This is a genomic window from Hamadaea sp. (assembly GCF_013362815.1).
Classification (GTDB): domain Bacteria; phylum Actinomycetota; class Actinomycetes; order Mycobacteriales; family Micromonosporaceae; genus Hamadaea.
Genome location: NZ_JABFVK010000058.1, coordinates 1 through 19624 on the forward strand (window position 1 = coordinate 1; position 19624 = coordinate 19624).

Genomic DNA, 19624 nt, shown 5'->3' on the forward strand with positions numbered 1-19624 from the left:
GTGACGCGGGGCGGGCGCGTGACGCGGGGCGGGCGCGTGACGGGGCGGGCACGCCCCGGGCCCGGGACGGCGAGCGCGCCGCCACGAGGTCGAAGGCGAGCGCCGCAAAACAAGAAAGCTCCCGACCTGCTAAACCCGTAACACGCTTGAAAAGTCTTGCAGCAAGTTATTGACGCATCTGAAATATTCGGTCACCCTCTCCTTCAACGGATGCAAGCCCCTCTCCACCCAGGCGCTCGCAGAAGGATGTCCGTGCCCATGAAACTCCGAACAGCCGCCGTGATCGCGACGATCGCGGCCGTCCTCGTCACCACCACCGTGCCCAGCCTGACCGCGAACGCGGCAGTGACGCTCAACGACAGCGACGTCACGGCGAACCTCTGGGAGTGGAACTGGAATTCGGTGGCCGCCGCGTGCACCAACCAGCTCGGCCCGGCCGGGTACGGCGCGGTCCAGGTCGCTCCACCGGCGGAGTCGGTCAGCCTCGCGACCAGTGATGCCGGCGTACATCCGTGGTGGGAGGTGTATCAGCCGGTGTCCTACAACTTGACGAGCCGCTTCGGCACCCGGGCTCAGTTCGCCGCGATGGTCACCGCCTGCCACAACGCGGGCGTACGCGTCTATGCCGACGCGGTGGTCAACCACATGGCCGGTGCGAACAACACCCTCACCACGACGTACGGCGGCTCCACGTTCAGCCCGACGGGCTACACGTATCCGTCCGTTCCCTATGCGTACGACGACTTCCATCACCCGAACGACGGCTACTGCGCCGATGACGACGGTGTCATCGACGACTGGAACAACACCGCCGAGGTCCAGAATTGCATGCTGCTGTCGCTGTCGGACCTGAAGACGCAGAGCACCACCGTGCGGGCGAAGATCGCGGCGTACCTCAACGATCTGATCGGCCTGGGAGTCGACGGTTTCCGCGTGGACGCGGCCAAGCATGTGTCGGTGGCCGACTTCGCCGCGATCCGGGCGCTTCTGAACAACACGACGGCGGAGAACAAGGCGCCGTACATCGCGCAGGAGATCTTCACCGGCGCGTCGAACAGCGAGCTGAAGCCGGCGGCGTTCACGTCCAACGGCGACGTCCTCGGCTTCTCGTACGCGATGGGCCTCAAGTCGCAGTTCGCCAACGGCACACTGGCGAACCTGGCGACGATCCCGTCCTGGTCCCTGGACGCGACCAGCGATCAGACGTACGCCATGGTCACCAATCACGACCTGGAGCGGGACGGCACGACCCTGCGGTATCAGGACGGCACGAAGTACACCTTGGCGAACTACTTCCTGCTGGCGTACCCGTACGGGCAGCCGTCCATCTACGACGGCTTCACCTGGTCGAGCACGGGCCAGTCGCCGCCCGCCGACGCCAACGGATACGTGACCGACACGAGCTGCACCTCCGGCGCGTGGCAGTGCATCACGCAGTCGACCGGCGTCAAGGGCATGGTCGGCTGGCACAACGCAACCGCCTCCGTCACGACGGTCAGCGACTTCACGGCGCCTGCGAGCAACATCATCGGGTTCCACCGGGGGTCGCTGGGCTGGTTCGGAATCAACGCATCGGCCGGCGCGTCGACCGCGACCTACACCACCGGGCTCGCCAACGGCACCTACTGCGACGTGATCACCGGCGGCGCGACGGCCGGCGGCTGCGCGGGCACCGCGATCACAGTCTCCGGCGGCACCGCGTCGGTCACGATCCCGGCCAACAGCGCGGTCGCGCTCCATGTCAACGCCCGCTCCGGCGGCGGCACCGCGTCCCCGACGACGTCCGCCAGCCCGACGACGTCCGCGAGCCCCACGGCGTCCGCGAGCCCGAGCACGTCCGCGTCGCCTAGCGCTTCGCCGACCGGCACGACCGTCTCCGACACGTTCAACGTGTACGCGACCACGGCGAGCGGCACCGATGTCTACGTCGTCGGTAGCATCCCCGCCTTGGGCTCCTGGAACACGGCGAGTGCGATCAAGCTGTCCGCCTCAGGATATCCACTGTGGAGCGGCGCGATTGCGTTGCCGGTCAACACTTCGATCGAGTACAAGTACATCAAGAAGGATGCGGCCGGAAATGTGACCTGGGAGACCAACGCCAACCGGACGTTCACCACCGGGACGGCGGCCCAGACGCTCGACAACTCCTGGAGCGTGGCGAACGCCGACGCCACCGACCTGACCTTCGCCGAGTACGCGACCACGACGACCGGCACCAACGTCTACGTCGTCGGCTCGATCGCCTCGTTGGGTTCGTGGGATCCGGTCAACGCGATCCCGTTGTCCTCCGCGGCGTACCCGACGTGGAAGCGTTTGGTCATCCTGCCCAAGAACACGTACTTCGAGTACAAGTACATCAAGAAGGACGCGGCCGGGAATGTGACCTGGGAGAGCGGTGCGAACCGGTCCTACACCACCGGATCGTCGGCCGGGTACGCCGTCAGCAACACCTGGAAATAGGTAGATGAGTTGGCCCGCCGTCGTTACCCTCCGCGTATGCGTTGGGTCATGGCGGCGGGCGTCACCGGGTTTCTGCTGGGCATCCTCGTGGTGGCGGACACCTTCCGACCTGGCGGTCTGCTGCTGCCGGACGGCCTCGAGCTGGTTCTTCCGATGCCGTTCGCGATAGGCAGCCTCATCGCGGTGATCTATACGCTCGCCAGGCGCGGGCCGAACCGCGTGCCTCGGGACGGGCTGAAGCAGGTTTTCGCCGAAGTCCCCGTCGCCGTGCGGTACGGACTGAATGTCGTCCTCGCAGCGGGCGCGATCGGCGGCGCGTTCTTCATGAGCGCCGCCAGGTTCAACCACCTCGCCCTCGTGCGAGGTTGCCTCTGTCCCGTCATCGTCCTGTCCAGCTTCGCGGCGGCCCTCGCGTACGGCTTGCATCGGCTTCGGCGGCGTGGCGTAGACCTGCTCTGATCTGCGCGAACACCGGTCATGCCCGGTCGCGCGCCGGTAACCTCAGGCGCATGATCACGATCATCGAAGGCCTGCCGGAAGGCGTCCTCGGGGCCGACGCGACTGGTGAGATCACCGCCGACGACTACCGTCAGGTCCTCGTGCCGGCGATCGAGAAGGCTCTCTCCGGCGGCGGCAAGCTGCGCATGGTCTACCGGCTCGGCCCCGATTACCAAGGTATGCAAGGCGACGCGATGTGGCAGGACGCCAAGCTGGGCGCGAGCCATCTGAAGTCGTTCGACCGGGTCGCGGTCGTCACCGACGTGGACTGGATCGCGCACGCGATCAAGGCGTTCAGCTGGATGATCCCGGGCGAGGCGAAGGTCTACCCCAACGCCGAGTACGACGACGCGGTCGCCTGGCTCACGAACTGACGACGCCGCAACGGCTACCGGCCCGCCCCAAGATCGTCGGCTTCCGACGATCAGTGCACGAATCGTGCCACGATTGTCGGCTTCCGACGATCATGGAACCCGCGAGCGCCATGAATCTCGGAAGCCGACGATCATGGCGGCGCTCAGTGAGCGGCGGCGAGCGAAGGCAGAGCGAGGCGGCCGCGAGCGGGGCGGAGTAGCGGGTGGTCAACGAGGAGCGTCAGCGAGCGCCGAGGCGGTGCAGGAAGAGCGTCTCGGCCAGGCAGGCCCGCCGGAACTCCCCGAGGTGCAGGCTTTCGTCGACGCCGTGCGCCCGGCTGTCGGGGTCTTCGACGCCGTTGAGGACGATGGTCGCGTCCGGGATGACCTCGGCCAAGTGCAGCAGCAGCGGGATCGAGCCGCCGGATCCGGTCTCGACCGGGTCGACGCCGTCCCACGCGTCGCGGAGCGCTGTGCGTACGAGGTCGTAGACGGGGCCGGCGGAGTCGACGGCCAACCCGGGTGCGGCTCCGCGACGGGTGGTCGTGACCGAGGCGCCCCACGGGATGTTTCGCTTGACGTGCGCCTCCAGCAGCGAGAACGCCCGCGACGGATCCTCGGTCGGGGCGATGCGCAAGCTGATCAGCGCCCGGGCGACCGGGGTCAAGGTGCTGGTCGCGCCCTCGATCGGCGGCGCTTCGAGACCGAGGATGCTCACTGCCGGGCGGCTCCACATGCGCGAAGCGGCGGTGCCGCTGCCGAACGGGGTGCCGCCCGTCTCCGCGTACAGGCGGTCGGCGGGATATTCGATCGCTGGCTCGGGTTCAACGGCGAGCCCGTCGATCGCCACATCGCCCGCGTCGTCGTGAAACGAAGCGATCACTCGGGACAGCGCGATCACCGCATCCGGCACCGCGCCGCCATACATTCCACTATGGACACCGTGCGACAGCGTACGCACCTCGATGAGCGCAGTGACGTGACCGCGCAACGACGTCGTGACCGCCGGTACGCCCACTGCCCAGTTCCCGACGTCGGTGACGACGGCGACGTCCGCCTGCAGTTCGTCGCGAAGCGAACGCAGCAACACCGGAGTGGCACCGGTGCCGTACTCCTCTTCGCCTTCGATGAAGACGACCACGCCGACGCCGAGATCGTCGCCGAGCGCGCGGAGAGCCGCGACATGGACCATGATCCCGGCCTTGTCGTCGGCTGCGCCGCGACCGTAGAGGCGGCCGTCGCGTTCGACCGGTCCGAACGGATCGCTGGTCCACAGCGCCGGATCACCGGCGGGCTGGACGTCGTGGTGGGCGTACAGGAGAACGGTGGGACGGCCCGGCCGCAGCCGAGTGCCGAGGACAGCCGGTCGGCCGGACGACGCCACGACGCGGGTCGTCAGCCCGCAGTCCGTCAACAGCGAAGCGACCAGCGAGGCGGACGAGTCGATGGGGGAGAAGTCGAAGCCGGGCGCAGAGACGCTCGGGATGCGGACGAGCCGCTCCAGATCCGCCCGCACGCCCGGCATCAACGAGTCGAGCCGGGCTGACAGCTCAGCTTCCATCACGCAGATCGCCCGGTGCCGAGTCGGCGTACGCGATGTGGTCGAAGACGGCGGTGCATCCCGAACCAGTCGGGGCCTGCACGACGAAGCCGACCTGCGGAGCACCCGAACCGAGGGAGAAGTTGCGCACGAACTCCCAGCGGTTGCCGTCGGTGCCCGCGTGGAAGGCGTACGCCCCGTCGTGCCGGGTGACTCGCAGCCACACTCCTTCGAGCGGATCGGTGACGGTCCAAGCGTTCGCGTCGTCGGCCACGCCGTCGCAGACCACGCTGACTACGCCGGGCACGCCGCTCGGGGAGACCTCGAAGCAGAGCTTGGCCCAATGCGTGTCGTCGATCCAGATCAGCAGCGTTCCGGCGTCGAACGCGTCGCGGAAGCTGACGCGTACCCGGGCGGACAGCCGCCAGTCGCCATCGGGGGCGGCCGCTAGCGCGCGCGGGGCCGTGAGCTTGGTCTCCGAGCTCGATGGATCGATGAACAGGTCGGTGTGGGCGGGGGCGGAGGCGCTCAGCACGCCGTCGTTCAGGCCGCACTCGGTCGGGGGGACGATCCACTCGAAATCGAGCGGCACCGCGGGCAGGGTGAACTCCATCGCAGAAGCGTGCCCGTAACTCATAGGTTCTTCAAGGCTTCGCGGCGTGACAACCCCGACAGCTCGGTCGCGGCCACGAACCTCCGGACCGCGTCCGGTTCGGTCTTCGCGTACTCGCGCAAGGCCCAGCCGATGGCCTTGCGGATGAAGAAGTCCGGGTGACCGGCCTGCCGCCGGCAATAGCCGAACAACCGGTCCACGTCCGTCTCACCCTTGTACCGCAATTGATGGAGGATCGCCGTCCGGGTCAGCCACATTTCCTCCTGCTCGGCCCACTGGTCCATCACGCTCACCAGCGACGGGTACGCCGAGACGAGCGGACCGGCGACGTGAGCTGCGAGGGCGTCCACGGTGTCCCACCAGGATCTCTGCACGATCAGTTCGCGCAGGACCCCGATGAAGTCCTCGTCCAGCGCCTTGGCGTACTTGCGCAGGTAGGAGCAGGCGACGTATTGGTACTCGCGCTCGTCGAACTCCCAGCAGCCGAGCGCGATCTCGGCGGCGTCGGCGGACTCCGGCCGGGGCAGACCCGTCCCGGCCTCCCGCTGCAGGACGGTCAACGGCGTACTCGGGATGCCCAGGAACGGGAACTGGTCACGCATGTACTTCGCCATCGCGGCGGCCCGTTCGGGGTCCGCGTGCCGGGGCAGTGTGTCCCGCAATCGCGTCAGGAAGGCGGTCGCAAGTTCCGACATCCGTCAGATGCCACCTTCCCCGAATTGGCCGTGATCACCCTGCGTTCAGACTGCCATACTCAGGGCGTGGACACCGCGAACTGGACGCCGCCGGCGCTGTGGCAACCCGAGCCCGGCTGGCTCAACACCGCGAGTTACGGCCTCCCGCCCGAGCCCGCCTGGCAGGCGATGCAGGCCGCCCAGGCCGACTGGCGCACCGGGCGGACTTCGTGGGAGGGCTGGGACGTCGCGACTCAGCAGGCGCGCGAGACGTTCGCCCGGCTGATCGGCGTCGACTCCGCTGACGTGGCCGTCGGCTCGCAGGTGTCGCAGCTGCTCGCGCCGATCGCCGCCGCCCTGCCGGACGGCGCGACGGTGCTCGTCCCCGATATCGAGTTCACCTCGAACGTCTTCCCGTGGGCGGTGCACGCCGACCGTGGCGTCACCGTGCGCACGGCTCCGCTCGACGGCTACCTCGAGGCCATCGTCCCCGGCGTCGACGTCGTCGCGTTCGCGCTGGTCCAGTCGGCCAACGGGCACGTCGCGGACCTGGCCGCGATCTCGGCCGCGGCTCGGGCAGTCGGCGCGCTCGTGGTGGTCGACGCCACTCAGGCCTGCGGGTGGCTGCCGTTCGACGGGTCCGCCGCCGATGTCGTTGCCGTCGGTGCGTACAAGTGGCTGATGTCTCCGAGAGGGACGGGCTTCGCCTACCTGGCGCCGGAGGTGCGTGAGCGCGTGCGGCCGATCCTGGCCGGCTGGTACGCGGGCGACGACCCGCACGGGTCTTATTACGGCATGCCGTTGCGGCTGGCCAAGGACGCGCGCGCGTTCGACCTGTCACCGGCGTGGTTCCCGTGGGTCGGCACCGCCCCGGCGCTGGAAGTGATCGAGGGCATCGGCGTCGAGCGCATCCACGCGCACAACCTGCGCCTGGCCAATCGGTTCTTGCAGGAGTTGGGGCAGGAGCCGGGCGATTCGGCGATCGTCACCGTGAACGTGCCCGACGCCCAGCAGAAGCTGGAACGAGCCGGCATCCGTGCGGCCGTACGCGCGGGCAGTGTGCGCGCCTCGTTCCACGTCTACAGCACCGACGCCGACGTGGACTCCGCCGTCGCGGCCCTGCTCGGATGAGTTCCCGTCCCGCTGCCGGTGGTGGCCGCTGGGTCGACGTCGCGCCGGACCGGCTCTCGAAGTGGATCGCCGGTTTCCGTACGCGCCACGGCTCGGTCACCGTCGCACCGGCTCAGGACGGCTGGATCTCGCTGACGGGCGCGGACGGGTCGATCGCGACGTTCCATCTCGCTCCCGGCATGGCGTTGCCGCAGCTCTCCGCCGACGCCAGTCTGCTGGACCTCGACCGGTTCGTCGCCGCCGCTCAGGAACCCCGCGTCCTCGGCCTGCTCCTCGCCCGGCGAAACGCGGCCGCGATCGGCGTCGCGGACGGCCCCGACCTGGTCGCCTCCAAGGTCGAGACGTTCTACGTCCAGGCGCGTACGGCCGCCGGAGGGTGGTCTCAGCAGCGCTACGCCCGGCGACGCGGCAACCAGGCGGCGGCCGGCGTACGCGAGGCCGCCGACGTCGCGGCCCGCATCCTCCTCCCGTACGCCGGGAAGATGGCCGCCCTCGTCTGCGGCGGCGACCGCCCGACGGTGGAGGCGATCCTGGCCGACAAGCGGCTCACCGAGCTGGCCGAACTGCGTCAAGGCCGGCTGCTCGACGTCGCCGAACCGCGCCACGCCGTCCTGCTGGACGCCATCCCGCTGGCCCGGGCCGTCCCCGTCCACGTGGTGGATCCAGTCGATCCCGTCGCTTCGCCGGGGAGCGCTGGCGCGAGCCGCTAGGAGTTCAGTCAGTAGTGATCCACACCACTGGGGGAATCCAACCGCAGTCCCTATCGTTGAGCCTGCTGGTGCCGCGACAGTGTCCCCGGGCCTCACCTAATGCCTTTACGGAATACCGTCCGGCTGGAGCCGTATTGCGCCACGCGCCGAGAGGCGACCGGCGGCACCGCCCTCGTGAACGGGCCCCGACTCATCCGAGCCGGGGCCCGTTTTCCACATATCGCAGGGCCGCGACCTGCCAGGACATAACTTTCCCCGGAATGACCTAGACAGCTTGCCGGTCTGGTGGTGAAGTTGGTTGACCGCTTCGGTAACACCAACTAGCGTCAGGTGGTATGACCGTGAAGCTGACCATCAGCCTTCCCGACGATCTGGCCGCGATCGCGCAGGGGCAGCCGAACACATCGGCCTATATAGCCGAGGCTCTGCGTCAGCGAGTCAGGTCGGAGGCGCTCCAGCGCGCACTTGACCAGGCCGGCATCGACGAAATCCCTCCGGAGGAATACGCGAAGATCATCAAGCGTCATCGTGAGATCGATGCGATGCGCGAGGATCCCGAATTCCGGGCGAAGAACGCCGCGACGCTGGAGCGCTGGCGGCAGGGGATCATCCCGTGACGGTGGTGCAATGGCTACTAGACACTGGTGTTCTGCTGTCCTATGCCGAGCAGACCTCATCTGTGCTCGGTCGTGAGCTTGTTGCGTGCGAAAGAGATCACAAGTCGATGGTCGTCTCGGCCGCGTGTCTTGCGGAGGCATATCGAGCTGCGTCCGAGGACGCCGCCCACCTATTGGACGTCCTTGTCAACCTGCCTGCCGTCCAAGTCGAGCCGCTGCAACAGGACGACGCAAGGGTCACGGGTCTGGTCGCGCAGCGCGTGGGCCGGATTGGGCTGGCCCACGCGTGCATGCTTGCGCTCGGCTCGAATGTGCCGGTGATGACGACGGATTCTGAAGCGGCGCTTCGAGTCTTGGAGGCAGCGCTGGTGGAGCGGATGAATTAGGTGCGGTGGGCGGGGGCGGATGAGGCGTACCTCGACGAGCCGTCGGCGGTCACGGCCGGCCGGATGGTGCTCGGGCGGTACGGCGGGCGTACGGACGCGGGCGCGGACAAGAACGAGGACGCCGCGCTGCTTCTCCAAGGCGAGGACTGGGAGCTGGCGGTGGTCGCCGACGGCCACGGCGGAGCCGACAGCGCGGCTTTCCTGATCGAGCTGCTGCATGACGACCCCGACTTGGTGGACATCATGAGCCGGCCTGCTGCGGACGCACTCAGCGTTGTGCGTACTCATATGGTGAAGCGGATGCGAGCGGCGGAGCTGGACCACCTGCGAGGTGAAGCGGCCGTCTTGCTGGTCGCGCGCAAGGACCGGTACGCCGTGTGGCTGAACGTTGGCGACAACCTTGCGTTCGTGCTGCATCCCGAGCTGGCCCGGCTGGGACAGCGGACGCTGAACCAGCGGTCGTTCTACGAATGGGTCGGGCGAGTCGACAGCCTGCGGCTGGACGTGCCGAGTCATGCCACGGGAGTGCACGCGCTCCGGCCCGGCCGTACGCGAATCGCCCTGGTGACCGATGGGGTGCTGGACTTCTTCGCGGACCCCTACGACGGACCGCTCGGCACGGCGGTCGCCCAGCTGATGCAGCGTGTGCACGACGGCCGCGGTGTGGACAGCGCGACCGTCGTGGCCTGGGACGTCGTGGCGGGCGAGACGCCTATGCACCCCTCCGCGTGAGTTCGGCATAGCGCTCGGACTCGAGGAACATGGGCACGAGCAGCGCCGCTGAAGCCGAGAGATCGCGGTCGGCGGCCTGGTCGCGGGGGACGAAGACCATGGCGAGCCCTTCGCCGAGCACGACGTCGTCCTGCTTGGCGTCGGTGTAGCCCGCGTAGACGTGGAAGGTCACCTGGTGCGGGAAGCCTTCCTCGTACGGACGAGGTCCGGACCAGAAGTGCTCGATGTCGGCGGTCAGCCCGGTCTCTTCGAGCAGCTCACGATGGGCGGCTGCGAGCGGCGTCTCGCCGGCCTCGATGCGTCCGCCGGGCAGCGCCCATTGACTGGGCGAGACGGGGGCGTGCTCGTCGCGCAGCTGCATCAGGAGGGCGCCGTCGGCGTCGACCAGCAGGACCGCGGCTACTTCATAGGTCGCCATCGGGTGATCATGCCACTGAGTACGCCGTCAGGCGGTCCACGCCGACAGGAGTACGGCGACCTCGTCGTCCGTGGTGGGGGAGAAGTCGTCGTACCAACTGCCGACGGCGCTGAACGTCTCCGGGGTGACGACGGCGATGACCTCGTCGGCGAGGCGCTCGGGGTCGGCCAGGTCGGTGATCGCGCCCGGCGGGGCGACCGGGGCGGCGACGACGACTTTGGTCGCGCCGCGCGCTCGGGCGACCTGGCAAGCCGCGGCGGCGGTGGCGCCGGTGGCGATCCCGTCGTCGACGATCAGGGCGGTCTTGCCGGTCAGCGGCACCGGCGGGCGATCTCCGCGCAGCCGCCGGACTCGGCGGTCCAGCTCGGCGGATTCGGCTGCCCCGACGCGCTCGATCTGGGCAGCGGAGAGCATCCGGGATCCGCCGGTCAGCACTCGGGTGTCCTCCTCGCCGATCGCTCCGAAGGCGTACTCGGGCTGGTCGGGATGGCCGAGTTTCCGGACGACGATGACGTCGAGCGGCGCGCCGAGGACGGCGGCGATCTCGGCGGCCACCGGTACGCCCCCACGGGGCAGTCCCAGAACCACTACGTCGCCGTCGACTCCCGTCTCCATGAGGCGGGCGGCCAGGCGGCGCCCGGCGTCGGCCCGATCGCGAAACGCGCTCACCCGGCCATTGTCTCTCGCAGGTTTGCCCAGCGTGCGCTTCCCGTCCGGGCGGAACGCCGGAAAATGAGTTGCACAAGATCGGCGACGGGCTGTTACGCTCGCGGACATGTACATCGCGTGAGGTCTCGCCGCCGCCGTTCGAGCCGGACTCGGTTCACGGCCTGCGGCATCTCCAGCAGTCATCGGTCCGTTCCGGGCGCCGAGCTGCGTCCGATCACTTTTGAGGAGAGACGTCATGCGAGAAGAGACTCCTGACAACGAGGCGGCGGAGACCCCCGACCCCGACGCCGGTCTGACCCGCGCCGAGCGCCGGGCCAAGGGCAAGAAGGGCGGCCAGGCGCAGCAGGCGCACGGCAAGCAGCACTTCGTCCCGAAGAACTCGCAGGGCCAGGCCCAGCGCATCTGGTCGAACCGCCGGGCGGGCTGATCCGATGACCGACCCGCACCCGCGCCGTTACGTGGTGCTGGGTGCGGGTGCGGTCGGCGGGGTGGTCGGCGGCCTGCTCGCCGTGGCCGGTCACGAGGTGGCGTTCCTCGCCCGGGGCGAGCACCTGGCGGCCATCCAGCGTGACGGGCTGCGGGTCGAGACGCCCGACGCGGTTCACCAGGTCAAGGCGGCGGCTGCCGCCGATCCCGGGGAACTGGGGCTGCGTACGCACGATGTGGTGTTCTTGGCGGTGAAGGGCAACGACACCGAAGCCGCCCTGCAGAGCCTCGCCCGGACCGGCGTACCCGGGATCACGGTGGTATGCCTGCAGAACGGGGTAGCCAACGAGCGCCTCGCCTTGCGGTACTTCGCCGACGTCTACGGCATCTGCGTCATGCTGCCCGCGACTCACCTGGAACCGGGCGTCGTCCGTGCCGACTGCGCCCCGGTCCCGGGCATCCTCGACATCGGGCGCATTCCATCCGGTGTGGACGATCAGGCCGCCGTGATCTCGGCGGATCTGCGGAGCGCCGGGTTCCACAGTGAACTCCGCGAACGCGTGATGCCGTGGAAGTACTGCAAACTCCTGGTCAACCTCGGCAACGGCATCCGGGCGGTGTGCGTACCCTCCGAGGGGGTCGATGAGATCGTCGCCGAGGCGCGGGCCGAGGCGGCTGCGGTTCTCGACGCGGCCGGCATCGCGTACGTGTCCGAGGCCGAGGACCGCCGCCGTCGGGGCGACATCCTCCAGCTCAAGAGCCCTCGCTCGGGCAGCTCGTCCTGGCAGAGCCTGCGGCGTGGCACCGGCAGTATCGAGGCCGACTACCTCAACGGCGAGATCGTCCAACTCGCCCGGGAGCTCGGCCGCGACGCGCCGCTCAATGAGCGCGCCCAGCGCTGGGCCACCCGGTTCGCGGTGGAACGGCGAGAACCGGGCACGCTCCCGGTCGAGGAGTGGCTCAGCTGATCGGCGGGCGGCTCGGGCCCGCGGGCCGCTCCATCGCCGAGCTCGGCCCGAACCCGAACTTCTCATACAAGCCTTGCGCATCGCTCGTGTGCAGCAGCCACCGGAACTCGCGCCCCGGTCCGTCCTCGATCATCTTGTGCACGATCGCCACACCCAGTCCATGCCCGCGGTGCGCGGCGTCCACATAGACGTCCGCCAGATACGCCGAGGCCACACCGTCGGACCAGGCCCGCGCGAAGCCGACCATCTGCCCGGTGGGATCGAACGCGCCGACCACTCGCCACGACTTCCGCACCTGGTCCGCGAAGTCTTCACTGGTACGCCATCGGCCCCAGTACGCCTCGGTCGACAAGAACGCGTACGCCGCGTCGACGTCGATCCGGGCCGGGTCGTCGTCGACCTCGTAACCCGGTGTCACGTCGTACCCGGGTGTCACTTGGGATCCCGCCACAGCGTCCATTGTTCCGGACCGGCCGACACCGGCAGGTTCCCGGTCACCTCGAACCCGTGCCGCTCGTAGAACGGCAGGTTCTTCGGGTTCGACGACTCCAGATACACCGGTACGCCGTCGGCGTCGAACCGGTCGAGCCCGGCGCGCAGCAGCGCCGACCCCAGTCCACCGCCCTGCGCTGCCGATGCGGTCGCGATGAACTCGAGATACCAGTGCTGCGGCGGCTGCTTGTCGTGGTGCTTCTCGACATCCCCGAGCCGGCCGAGCACCCTCGGCAGGCGTACGCCCGCCGCCCGCGCGATCGACGGCGCGGCCCGCACCATGGCGGGGGCGGGAAGTTTCCAGTCACCGGGCGGCGACCAGATCGTCAGCGCCTGCCGGTCGGCGGTGGTGAACACGCGTCCCTTCGGCACGGAATGCCGCAGCAGCGCGCCGAACAGCACCGCCAGCCGCCGACGGCGGCGACCCGGGCTGTCCCGGTCGTGGTGCAGCATCCACGACCACACCGGGTCGCCGTCGAACGCGTCGGCCATGGTGGCCGCCAGAGCCGGAAGGTCGGCCGGGACGGCGGGGCGGATCTCGATCACCGGAGTATTCGAAATCCTCTCGCGTTCCCTGTCAACCTCCCGGCCCTGACCTCAGGATTCCAGACGTCTCGTCTTGATCTCCGGCCACGCGTGGTAGAGCTGGGGTGAATCCGTGATAATCGCTGCCCCGTCCGGGTATTCCGGGCCGGGTAGTGCCGCCGAGACGGCATGGGCGACGTCCAAGTCGGGCTTCTGCCATCCCTGTCCCGCTCGCCATTCCTCGTAGGACAGCGCGTCCCCGAAGTCGAACGGGATGACCGAGACGGCCGGCAACTGGCCGACGTGTTTGATGAGATGCGGACGGTCACGGCCCGCGTAAGCAAGGCACACGACCGGGGCCAAGACGGGTCGATCGGGCCGGAAGTGGGCCTGATTCAGCAGCGTGGACAGCCACTGAACCTGCCCGATAGCCCGTAGTGCCGAGGTGTCGAGGAGCAGGGGTCTCACGCGATCATCGGTCACAGCGAGTCCAACCACTTGTTGGCTTCGGCGAGACCCTCATCGGTGATGACCTGCCCGTAGGTCTCGCGGAAGAACTCGCGGACGGCTTCGCCACGAGCCTTCAGCTCTTCGGGGGTCAGGGTCTTCTCGGCGAACTCCATGAGGAGCTTGCCGAGGCTGATGCCGCGCTGATCGGCGATCAACGCGAGCCGGTCCCGGACTTCGGTGGTGACGCGGATGGACGTGTACGCCATGGGGCGAGCATACGTCGTGTATGCACGTGGTGTCGCGACCGGCCGGGGTGGTGCGAGAGTGGTCATGTATTCATTCGATCGCATGGCGTTACCGCATTACGACGGCATTTCCACTGAAAGATTTTTCGATCTTGTCAGTGGTTTGCAGTAGGTTCGGGCGCGTGACGACCAAAGCTTCGCAGCCCGCGCCGCCGAACCTGCCCGCCTCGTGGTCGGGAGGGACGCCGGTCCTCGACGACGAGGAGGAGTGGTGGCAGCTCGACCTCGCCGGTGACGTGTTCGAGGGCGAAGCGGCCGGGCTGGAGGTGGAGCAGAGCCGGTTCACCCGAGTCCGGCTCGGGGGCGTACGCCTGGAGAAGGCGACTTTCCTCGACTGCGCGCTGCACCACTGCGACCTGGCGAACTTGACTGCCGACGGGTGTGGCCTGCGACGAGTGGAGCTCGTCGAGTGCCGGGGGACCGGGATGGTCTACATCGGCGGCGCGCTGCGTGATGTCACGCTGCGCGACTGCCGGTTGGATCTGACGACCTGGCGGGCGACGACGTTCACCAAGGTCGCGTTCCTCGGCTGCGATCTGCGCCGGGCTGACTTCCTCGGTGCGGACCTGCGTGGGGTGCTGTTCGAACGCTGTGATCTGACCGGCGCGCAGTTCAGCAACGCCAAACTCGACGGCGCTCGGTTCGCCGACTGCGATCTCAGCGGGCTGGGCGGGGTGGCGAGCCTGGCCGGCGCGACCGTACGCGCCGACGACCTTCTCGTGCTGACCGAGCTGCTGGCGGACGCGCTCGGGATCACCGTCGAACGCTGAGTCGTAGAGCGCTGAGGCGCTGGACTTGTACCCTCGGCCCGTGCTCTCCCTCGCCGCGCGCCCGCTCGCCATCAACCCGCTGTCGACCGGGGGATACCCACTACTCGGGCTCGTCCTGCTGGCGATCGGCGGTGGGCTCCTCTGGCGGTCGCGCCGCCCGGGAAACGAGTCCCGGCGCGAGGAACGTCTGGGTGGCATCGCCTTCGCCGTGCTCGGCGGTGTCATCACGATCGTGGGCCTGATCGCGGTCGCCGCCGACTGACGGCTCCGTCGCGGGCGTGCGGAATCGTCGCGGGCGTGTTGCGGGCTGTCGCGGCGCGGCGCGTTATCCGGGATATCGCGGCCTCGATAGATGATCTAGGCGAGAAAACGTCGCCATAGCCGCCGAAACTCGCCAAGGTCATTTCCGAAGCGCAGGCCCAGGCGGGCGGCGGCGCGAACGGCGAGTTGACATGCAGCCGGACGGCTGCCTATCGTAAAAGGCAGCTAAAAGGCTGCATGTTGGGGGGCAATTGGACGAGGTCTTCCGGGCGCTGGCCGATCCGAGCCGACGCCAGCTGCTCGACAGCTTGAACGAGCGCAACGGGCAGACGCTGCGCGAGTTGTGCGCCGGGTTGCGGATGGCCCGCCAGTCGGTGAGCAAGCACCTGGCCGTGCTGGAGGCGGCCAACCTCGTCACGACCGTGTGGCGGGGCCGGGAGAAGGTGCACTACCTCAACGCCGAGCCGATCAACGCGATCGCCGACCGGTGGATCGGGCAGTACGACCGGGCGCGCGCGCAGGCCTTGGCCGACCTGAAGCGGGCCCTGGAGGGAGAACCCATGAGCGACACCGAGTTCGTGTACACGACCTACATCCGGACCACGCCGGAGAAGCTGTGGCAGGCGCTGACCGACCCGGCGTTCACCAGCCGATACTGGGACACCGTGTTCGAGAGCGACTGGCAGAAGGACTCGCCGATCACCTGGGTCTACAAGGGACTGCGAATCGAAGATCCCGAGCAGGTGATCCTGGAATCGCAGCCCTATCGGCGGCTCTCCTACACGTGGCATACCTTCACGCCGGAGTTCCAGGAGCTCGTGGGCGGGATGCCGGCGGAGATGGCCGCCGAGCCCCGCTCCCGGGTGACGTTCGAGCTGGAGCCGCAGGGTGACGTCGTCAAGCTGACCGTCGTCCACGACGGCTTCCAGCCGGGCAGTCAGGTGCTCGAAGGCATCCGGGGCGGCTGGCCGCCGTTGCTGTCGAGCCTCAAGTCGCTGCTCGAAACGGGCGAGCCGCTGGCGGTCTGAGACTGCACAGCCTGAGATGCACAGCCTGAGATGCACAGCCGCCCCGGCGATCGGCCGGGGCGGCTGCGGCGCTGCGTCGAGAGGGGGGTCACGCAGCGGTGATGCGTACGGCGTCCGCGATGACGTAGCCGGTCCCGGTCGTCCAGCGGCTGACGCCGACCACGTTGTGATCGCCCGCCGCCAGCGTGAACGTGCCGAGGTTCACCCAGGTGCCGCCGTTCGACCGCTGGTCGACGGTGACCGTCACGTTGCCGGTGGTGGTGGCGACGAGGAACGGGGTGGCGCTGTTGTACCCGCTGTTGGCGGGGTACCAGACGGCGATCTTGTAGCTGCCGGTCGCCGGGATGTCCGCCTTCCACCAGGCGGCGTCGGCGATCGACTGCGGATTGGCGAACCGGTAGTCGGCGCCGTACCGCTGGGCCGAGTACGCCGAGCTGCCCCAGTTGGCGCTGGCGGTGAACCGGCCGCTGTCGGTGTTGTCGACGATGACGCTGAAGGCTCCGCCGCTGACCGTACGCCCGCCGCTGGGCGCGCTCTGGTTCTGCAGGCGGTCCAACGCGGTCACGTAGTAGGTGTAGGTCTGCCCGGCGACCGCCGACTTATCCAGGTACGCCGTTCCGCGTACCGTGGTCAGCAGGTTCGTCGCGTCGGCGAAGGCGCAGGCGTCGGCCGGTCCGGCTCCGGCGATCCGGTAGACGGCGTACGACGTGCCCGATCCGGTCCAGCTGAGTTGGACGCCGGTGCTTACTCGCGTACCAGTGGGAATCGAGGGTGAAGCAGGCGCCGAACCTGTCACCGACAGTGGCAGTAGCGCGGGCCGGGTGTAATGGTCGGCCGCTAGCCGCGTGATGGAGCCGAGCCGGTCGGCGAGCACGTCGTTGGCGCTGAAGTAGATGTCGCCGTCCACTTCGGAGTAATTGCGGTTGAGCATGAGGTGACTCGTCAGCTCGGTCGTGGTCTGCCACTGGGCGGCCTGGCCCGACGCCCCGACCCGGTACGCCGCCTGCCCGATGTAGAGCTGGGTGTTCGTGCCGGCCACCACGCCGGCCCACCAGGGAGTGAGGACGGCGTAGTCGGCGGTGGTGAACCCGATGTGCCAGTAGATCTGCGGGGCGATGTAGTCGAGCCAGCCGGACTTCACCCATTTGCGGGAGTCGGCGTAGATCGCGTCGTAGGACTGGAGGCCGCTCGTCTGCGAACCGAGCGCGTCGGTGCTCGCGTTACGCCAGATGCCGAACGGGCTGACGCCGAACTTGACCCACGGCTTGGCGGCGTGGATGCGCTGCGACATCTCCTGCACGAGCAGGTCGATGTTGTTCCGCCGCCAGTCTCCGATGTCGGAGAAGCCGCCGCCGTACTGCGCGAACGTCGCCGAGTCCGGAATGGACACTCCGGAGACGGGGTACGGGTAGAAGTAGTCGTCCCAGTGCACGCCGTCGACGTCGTACTTGGTGACCGCGTCCATCATGGCGTCCTCGACGAACGTCCGCACCGCCGGAATGCCCGGGTTGTAGTACCGGCGGCCGTCGTAGGTGAAGGTCCAGTCGGGGTGCACCCGCGCGGGGTGGGTCGCGGTCAACGTGGTGAGGTCGGTCGTCAGCGCCACCCGGTAGGGGTTGAACCAGGCGTGGAACTCCAGATTCCGGGCGTGCGCCTCGCTCACCATGAAGGCCAGCGGGTCGTAGCCGGGGTTCGCGCCCTGCGTACCGGTCAGGTAGCGGGACCAGGGCTCATAGGAGGACGGCCAGAACGCGTCGGCCGACGGGCGTACCTGGACTACGACGGCGTTCAGTTTGCGCTGCACCGCCAGATCGAGCCACGACTTGAACTCGGCCTGTTGGGTCGCGACGCTCAAGCCGGTCGCGCTCGGCCAGTCGATGTTGGTGACGCTGGCGATCCACATCGCACGGAGCTGACGCAACGGGGTGTTGGAGTCGGGCGTGCACGCTGCGGCGACGGCGAGAGTGTCCGACTGCCCGCCGCCGACCCGAGGCTGCGCGGGATTGGCGGAGGCGGGCAGTGCGGACGCCAGCAGTGCGGCGGCCGTCGCCAGCAGGACCGAGACCGTGAAACGGCGCATTCGGGGGGATCCTCTCGATCGATGCTGGTGCGGTCGTCGATGTGGTGTGAATGATTTACCACAGCGCGCATCGTCTTGTGAAGACTTGACTGGCCCCTTGACTTTGCCGCCGAAGCGCGGATGATGCTCTCACCGCCCACGCGTCTCCAAGGAGGAACGCAGTGCACAGACCTAACATCCCACGTCCTATGTCTGGGCTGGTCGCCGTCTTGATCGCGGCCGCGGCCTGTCTGTCCACCGTCGCGCCGGCTCAGGCCGCCACCGCCGTCCACACCGAGAAGCTTCTGTTCGACGGGGGTGGCAGCGAGGTCCTCAACGGCATCACCTATCACTCGTTCCGGATCCCCTCCCTGATCCGCACCACGCAGAACACGCTGCTCGCCTTCGCCGAAGGCCGGGCCTCGGCCAACGTCGACTACGGCAACATCAACCTCGTCTACAAGCGGTCGACCGACAACGGCGTGACCTGGTCCGCGTTGCGGGAGGTGGTCGGCTCGGGCCTCGGCACCTGGGGCAACCCGACCGCCGTGGTCGACCGTACGACCGGCGCGATCTTCCTGTTCCTGAGCTGGAATCCGGCGGACGTCAGCGAGAACGGCGGGGGCGGCACCACCAAGATGACCGCTTGGAGCGACCGCAAGGTCTTCCTTTCCAAGAGCACCGACGACGGGCTGACCTGGACGACGCCGCAGGACCTCACCGAGTCGCTCAAGCCGAAGACGCTCAACGGCGCGACCTGGGTGTGGGACGCGATGGGGCCGGGAGCCGGCGTACAGCTGACCGTCGGTGTGCACGCCGGTCGGCTGGTCATCCCGGCGCTGCACCGCAACATCTACAGCGACGATCACGGTGCGACCTGGAAGTACGCCCTGATCACCGACCCGAGCGACGGCAGCGTTCAGGACGGCACCAACGAGGGCACCGTCCTCGAACTGTCCGATGGCCGGCTCTACCGCAACGACCGGGCCTCCGACGGGCTCTGGAACATCGCCAAGCGGCGCTGGGTCACCCGGGGCACCGTCGAGGGCGGGTTCGGGGCGTACGCCGCCGACTCGACGTTGCTCGACCCACGTTGCGAGGGTTCGATCATCCGCTACAACACCGACGACCCGACCCGGATCGTCTTCCTGAACCCGCCCAGCACCGTCACGCGTACGGACATGGAGTTCCGGATCAGCTATGACGAGGGCCAGACCTGGCCGATCTGGCGTAAGACCAGCGACGCCCCGTTGCCCGCCTGGTCCGGGCTCGGCACCGCCAACGTGCAGGAGGGCGGCTACAGCAGCATGGCCAAGACCGCCGACTACTACGTGGGCGCGCTGATCGAGGTCAACGAGAACGCGGACGCCAACAGCACGTCGCACCGGTCGATCGTGTTCCGCAAGGTCAACCTGCCGTGGATCCTGAACGGCCAGACCGAGCCGTGATCGGCGGCCGGGTCCGGCGGGCGTGCCCGTGCTCGGCTGTCGGACCCGGCTCCTAGAATCTCCTGGCAGTGGCGCGTTGGGGGCTGCGGTT

General features: G+C 68.5%; 24 protein-coding genes. 14 read left to right on the plus strand and 10 right to left on the minus strand.

Annotated features, from left to right (window positions below; all coding sequences use genetic code 11):
* The first annotated feature begins 258 nt into the window (after positions 1-258).
* From HOV77_RS24855 to HOV77_RS24865, 3 genes are read left to right on the plus strand one after another with little or no spacing between them, the layout of a single operon-like run.
* Positions 259-2460, plus strand: a complete 2202-nt coding sequence (locus HOV77_RS24855; RefSeq protein WP_290865640.1) for a carbohydrate-binding module family 20 domain-containing protein — start codon at positions 259-261, stop codon at positions 2458-2460.
* Positions 2461-2496: 36 nt separating this feature from the next.
* The gene (locus HOV77_RS24860; protein WP_290865642.1) at positions 2497-2919 is read left to right on the plus strand and encodes a hypothetical protein; all 423 of its coding nucleotides are present in this window, start codon (positions 2497-2499) and stop codon (positions 2917-2919) included.
* Positions 2920-2969: 50 nt separating this feature from the next.
* On the plus strand, positions 2970-3332 hold the full coding sequence (locus HOV77_RS24865; RefSeq protein WP_290865644.1) for an STAS/SEC14 domain-containing protein: 363 nt from the start codon (positions 2970-2972) through the stop codon (positions 3330-3332).
* A 220-nt stretch (positions 3333-3552) separates the two neighbouring features.
* On the opposite strand, the gene HOV77_RS24870 is transcribed toward HOV77_RS24865, so the two are convergent.
* From HOV77_RS24870 to HOV77_RS24880, 3 genes are read right to left on the minus strand one after another with little or no spacing between them, the layout of a single operon-like run.
* Positions 3553-4872 carry a dipeptidase gene (locus HOV77_RS24870; protein ID WP_290865646.1) on the minus strand — a complete coding sequence of 440 codons (1320 nt, stop codon included), beginning with the start codon at positions 4870-4872 and terminating at the stop codon, positions 3553-3555.
* Entirely contained in the window at positions 4862-5464 is a 603-nt protein-coding gene (locus tag HOV77_RS24875) for a DUF1349 domain-containing protein (RefSeq protein WP_290865648.1), read from the minus strand. The genes HOV77_RS24870 and HOV77_RS24875 overlap by 11 nt, the downstream gene beginning before the upstream one ends.
* A 20-nt stretch (positions 5465-5484) precedes the next feature.
* A complete protein-coding gene (locus HOV77_RS24880; protein ID WP_290865650.1) occupies positions 5485-6159 on the minus strand; it encodes a DNA alkylation repair protein in 675 nt (224 codons plus the stop codon).
* A 66-nt stretch (positions 6160-6225) separates the two neighbouring features.
* Here HOV77_RS24880 and HOV77_RS24885 point away from each other — a divergent pair, with 66 nt between their 5' ends.
* From HOV77_RS24885 to HOV77_RS24905, 5 genes are all read left to right on the plus strand, one after another.
* Positions 6226-7269 (plus strand): aminotransferase class V-fold PLP-dependent enzyme, encoded by a 1044-nt coding sequence (locus HOV77_RS24885; protein ID WP_290865652.1) that lies wholly within the window; start codon positions 6226-6228, stop codon positions 7267-7269.
* Entirely contained in the window at positions 7266-7979 is a 714-nt protein-coding gene (locus tag HOV77_RS24890) for an acVLRF1 family peptidyl-tRNA hydrolase (RefSeq protein ID WP_290865654.1), read from the plus strand. Before HOV77_RS24885 ends, HOV77_RS24890 begins: the two co-directional genes overlap by 4 nt.
* Before the next feature lie 335 nt (positions 7980-8314).
* Positions 8315-8596: a hypothetical protein gene (locus tag HOV77_RS24895; protein WP_290865656.1), complete on the plus strand. Its 282-nt coding sequence runs from the start codon at positions 8315-8317 to the stop codon at positions 8594-8596.
* On the plus strand, positions 8593-8982 hold the full coding sequence (locus HOV77_RS24900) for a hypothetical protein (RefSeq protein ID WP_290865658.1): 390 nt from the start codon (positions 8593-8595) through the stop codon (positions 8980-8982). The genes HOV77_RS24895 and HOV77_RS24900 overlap by 4 nt, the downstream gene beginning before the upstream one ends.
* The gene (locus tag HOV77_RS24905; protein ID WP_290865660.1) at positions 8983-9714 is read left to right on the plus strand and encodes a protein phosphatase 2C domain-containing protein; all 732 of its coding nucleotides are present in this window, start codon (positions 8983-8985) and stop codon (positions 9712-9714) included.
* Here HOV77_RS24905 and HOV77_RS24910 read toward each other — a convergent pair.
* Positions 9695-10132 carry an NUDIX domain-containing protein gene (locus HOV77_RS24910; protein ID WP_290865662.1) on the minus strand — a complete coding sequence of 146 codons (438 nt, stop codon included), beginning with the start codon at positions 10130-10132 and terminating at the stop codon, positions 9695-9697. The genes HOV77_RS24905 and HOV77_RS24910 overlap by 20 nt on opposite strands.
* Before the next feature lie 27 nt (positions 10133-10159).
* Positions 10160-10801 carry a phosphoribosyltransferase family protein gene (locus HOV77_RS24915; RefSeq protein WP_290865664.1) on the minus strand — a complete coding sequence of 214 codons (642 nt, stop codon included), beginning with the start codon at positions 10799-10801 and terminating at the stop codon, positions 10160-10162.
* Positions 10802-11036: 235 nt separating this feature from the next.
* On the opposite strand from HOV77_RS24915, the gene HOV77_RS24920 reads away from it, so the two are divergent.
* Together HOV77_RS24920 and HOV77_RS24925 are read left to right on the plus strand one after the other, a co-directional pair.
* Entirely contained in the window at positions 11037-11228 is a 192-nt protein-coding gene (locus tag HOV77_RS24920; protein ID WP_290865665.1) for a hypothetical protein, read from the plus strand.
* A 4-nt stretch (positions 11229-11232) separates the two neighbouring features.
* Positions 11233-12195, plus strand: coding sequence for a 2-dehydropantoate 2-reductase (locus tag HOV77_RS24925; RefSeq protein WP_290865666.1), 963 nt, complete (start codon positions 11233-11235; stop codon positions 12193-12195).
* Here the strand turns inward: HOV77_RS24925 and HOV77_RS24930 are convergent.
* Genes HOV77_RS24930 through HOV77_RS24945 form a run of 4 tightly spaced genes read right to left on the minus strand, consistent with a single transcriptional unit; the run spans position 12188 to position 13928 of the window.
* Entirely contained in the window at positions 12188-12646 is a 459-nt protein-coding gene (locus HOV77_RS24930) for a GNAT family N-acetyltransferase (RefSeq protein ID WP_290865667.1), read from the minus strand. The two genes, HOV77_RS24925 and HOV77_RS24930, sit on opposite strands and share 8 nt — an antisense overlap.
* Entirely contained in the window at positions 12628-13233 is a 606-nt protein-coding gene (locus HOV77_RS24935; protein ID WP_290865670.1) for a GNAT family N-acetyltransferase, read from the minus strand. The genes HOV77_RS24930 and HOV77_RS24935 overlap by 19 nt, the downstream gene beginning before the upstream one ends.
* 51 nt (positions 13234-13284) lie before the next feature.
* Positions 13285-13680 carry a hypothetical protein gene (locus HOV77_RS24940; RefSeq protein ID WP_290865671.1) on the minus strand — a complete coding sequence of 132 codons (396 nt, stop codon included), beginning with the start codon at positions 13678-13680 and terminating at the stop codon, positions 13285-13287.
* 11 nt (positions 13681-13691) lie between these two features.
* Entirely contained in the window at positions 13692-13928 is a 237-nt protein-coding gene (locus tag HOV77_RS24945) for a hypothetical protein (protein ID WP_290865673.1), read from the minus strand.
* 161 nt (positions 13929-14089) lie between these two features.
* Here HOV77_RS24945 and HOV77_RS24950 point away from each other — a divergent pair, with 161 nt between their 5' ends.
* From HOV77_RS24950 to HOV77_RS24960, 3 genes are all read left to right on the plus strand, one after another.
* On the plus strand, positions 14090-14737 hold the full coding sequence (locus HOV77_RS24950) for a pentapeptide repeat-containing protein (RefSeq protein WP_290865675.1): 648 nt from the start codon (positions 14090-14092) through the stop codon (positions 14735-14737).
* A gap of 40 nt (positions 14738-14777) precedes the next feature.
* The gene (locus HOV77_RS24955; RefSeq protein WP_290865677.1) at positions 14778-14999 is read left to right on the plus strand and encodes a hypothetical protein; all 222 of its coding nucleotides are present in this window, start codon (positions 14778-14780) and stop codon (positions 14997-14999) included.
* A 250-nt stretch (positions 15000-15249) separates the two neighbouring features.
* Complete coding sequence (locus tag HOV77_RS24960; protein ID WP_290865679.1) at positions 15250-16026, plus strand: metalloregulator ArsR/SmtB family transcription factor; 777 nt, start codon at positions 15250-15252, stop codon at positions 16024-16026.
* An 88-nt stretch (positions 16027-16114) separates the two neighbouring features.
* Here the strand turns inward: HOV77_RS24960 and HOV77_RS24965 are convergent, their stop codons facing one another.
* On the minus strand, positions 16115-18106 hold the full coding sequence (locus HOV77_RS24965; RefSeq protein WP_290865682.1) for a family 10 glycosylhydrolase: 1992 nt from the start codon (positions 18104-18106) through the stop codon (positions 16115-16117).
* Between the two features lie 188 nt (positions 18107-18294).
* Between HOV77_RS24965 and HOV77_RS24970 the strand changes: the two genes are divergently transcribed.
* Entirely contained in the window at positions 18295-19533 is a 1239-nt protein-coding gene (locus HOV77_RS24970) for a sialidase family protein (RefSeq protein WP_290865684.1), read from the plus strand.
* Positions 19534-19624 lie beyond the last annotated feature (91 nt).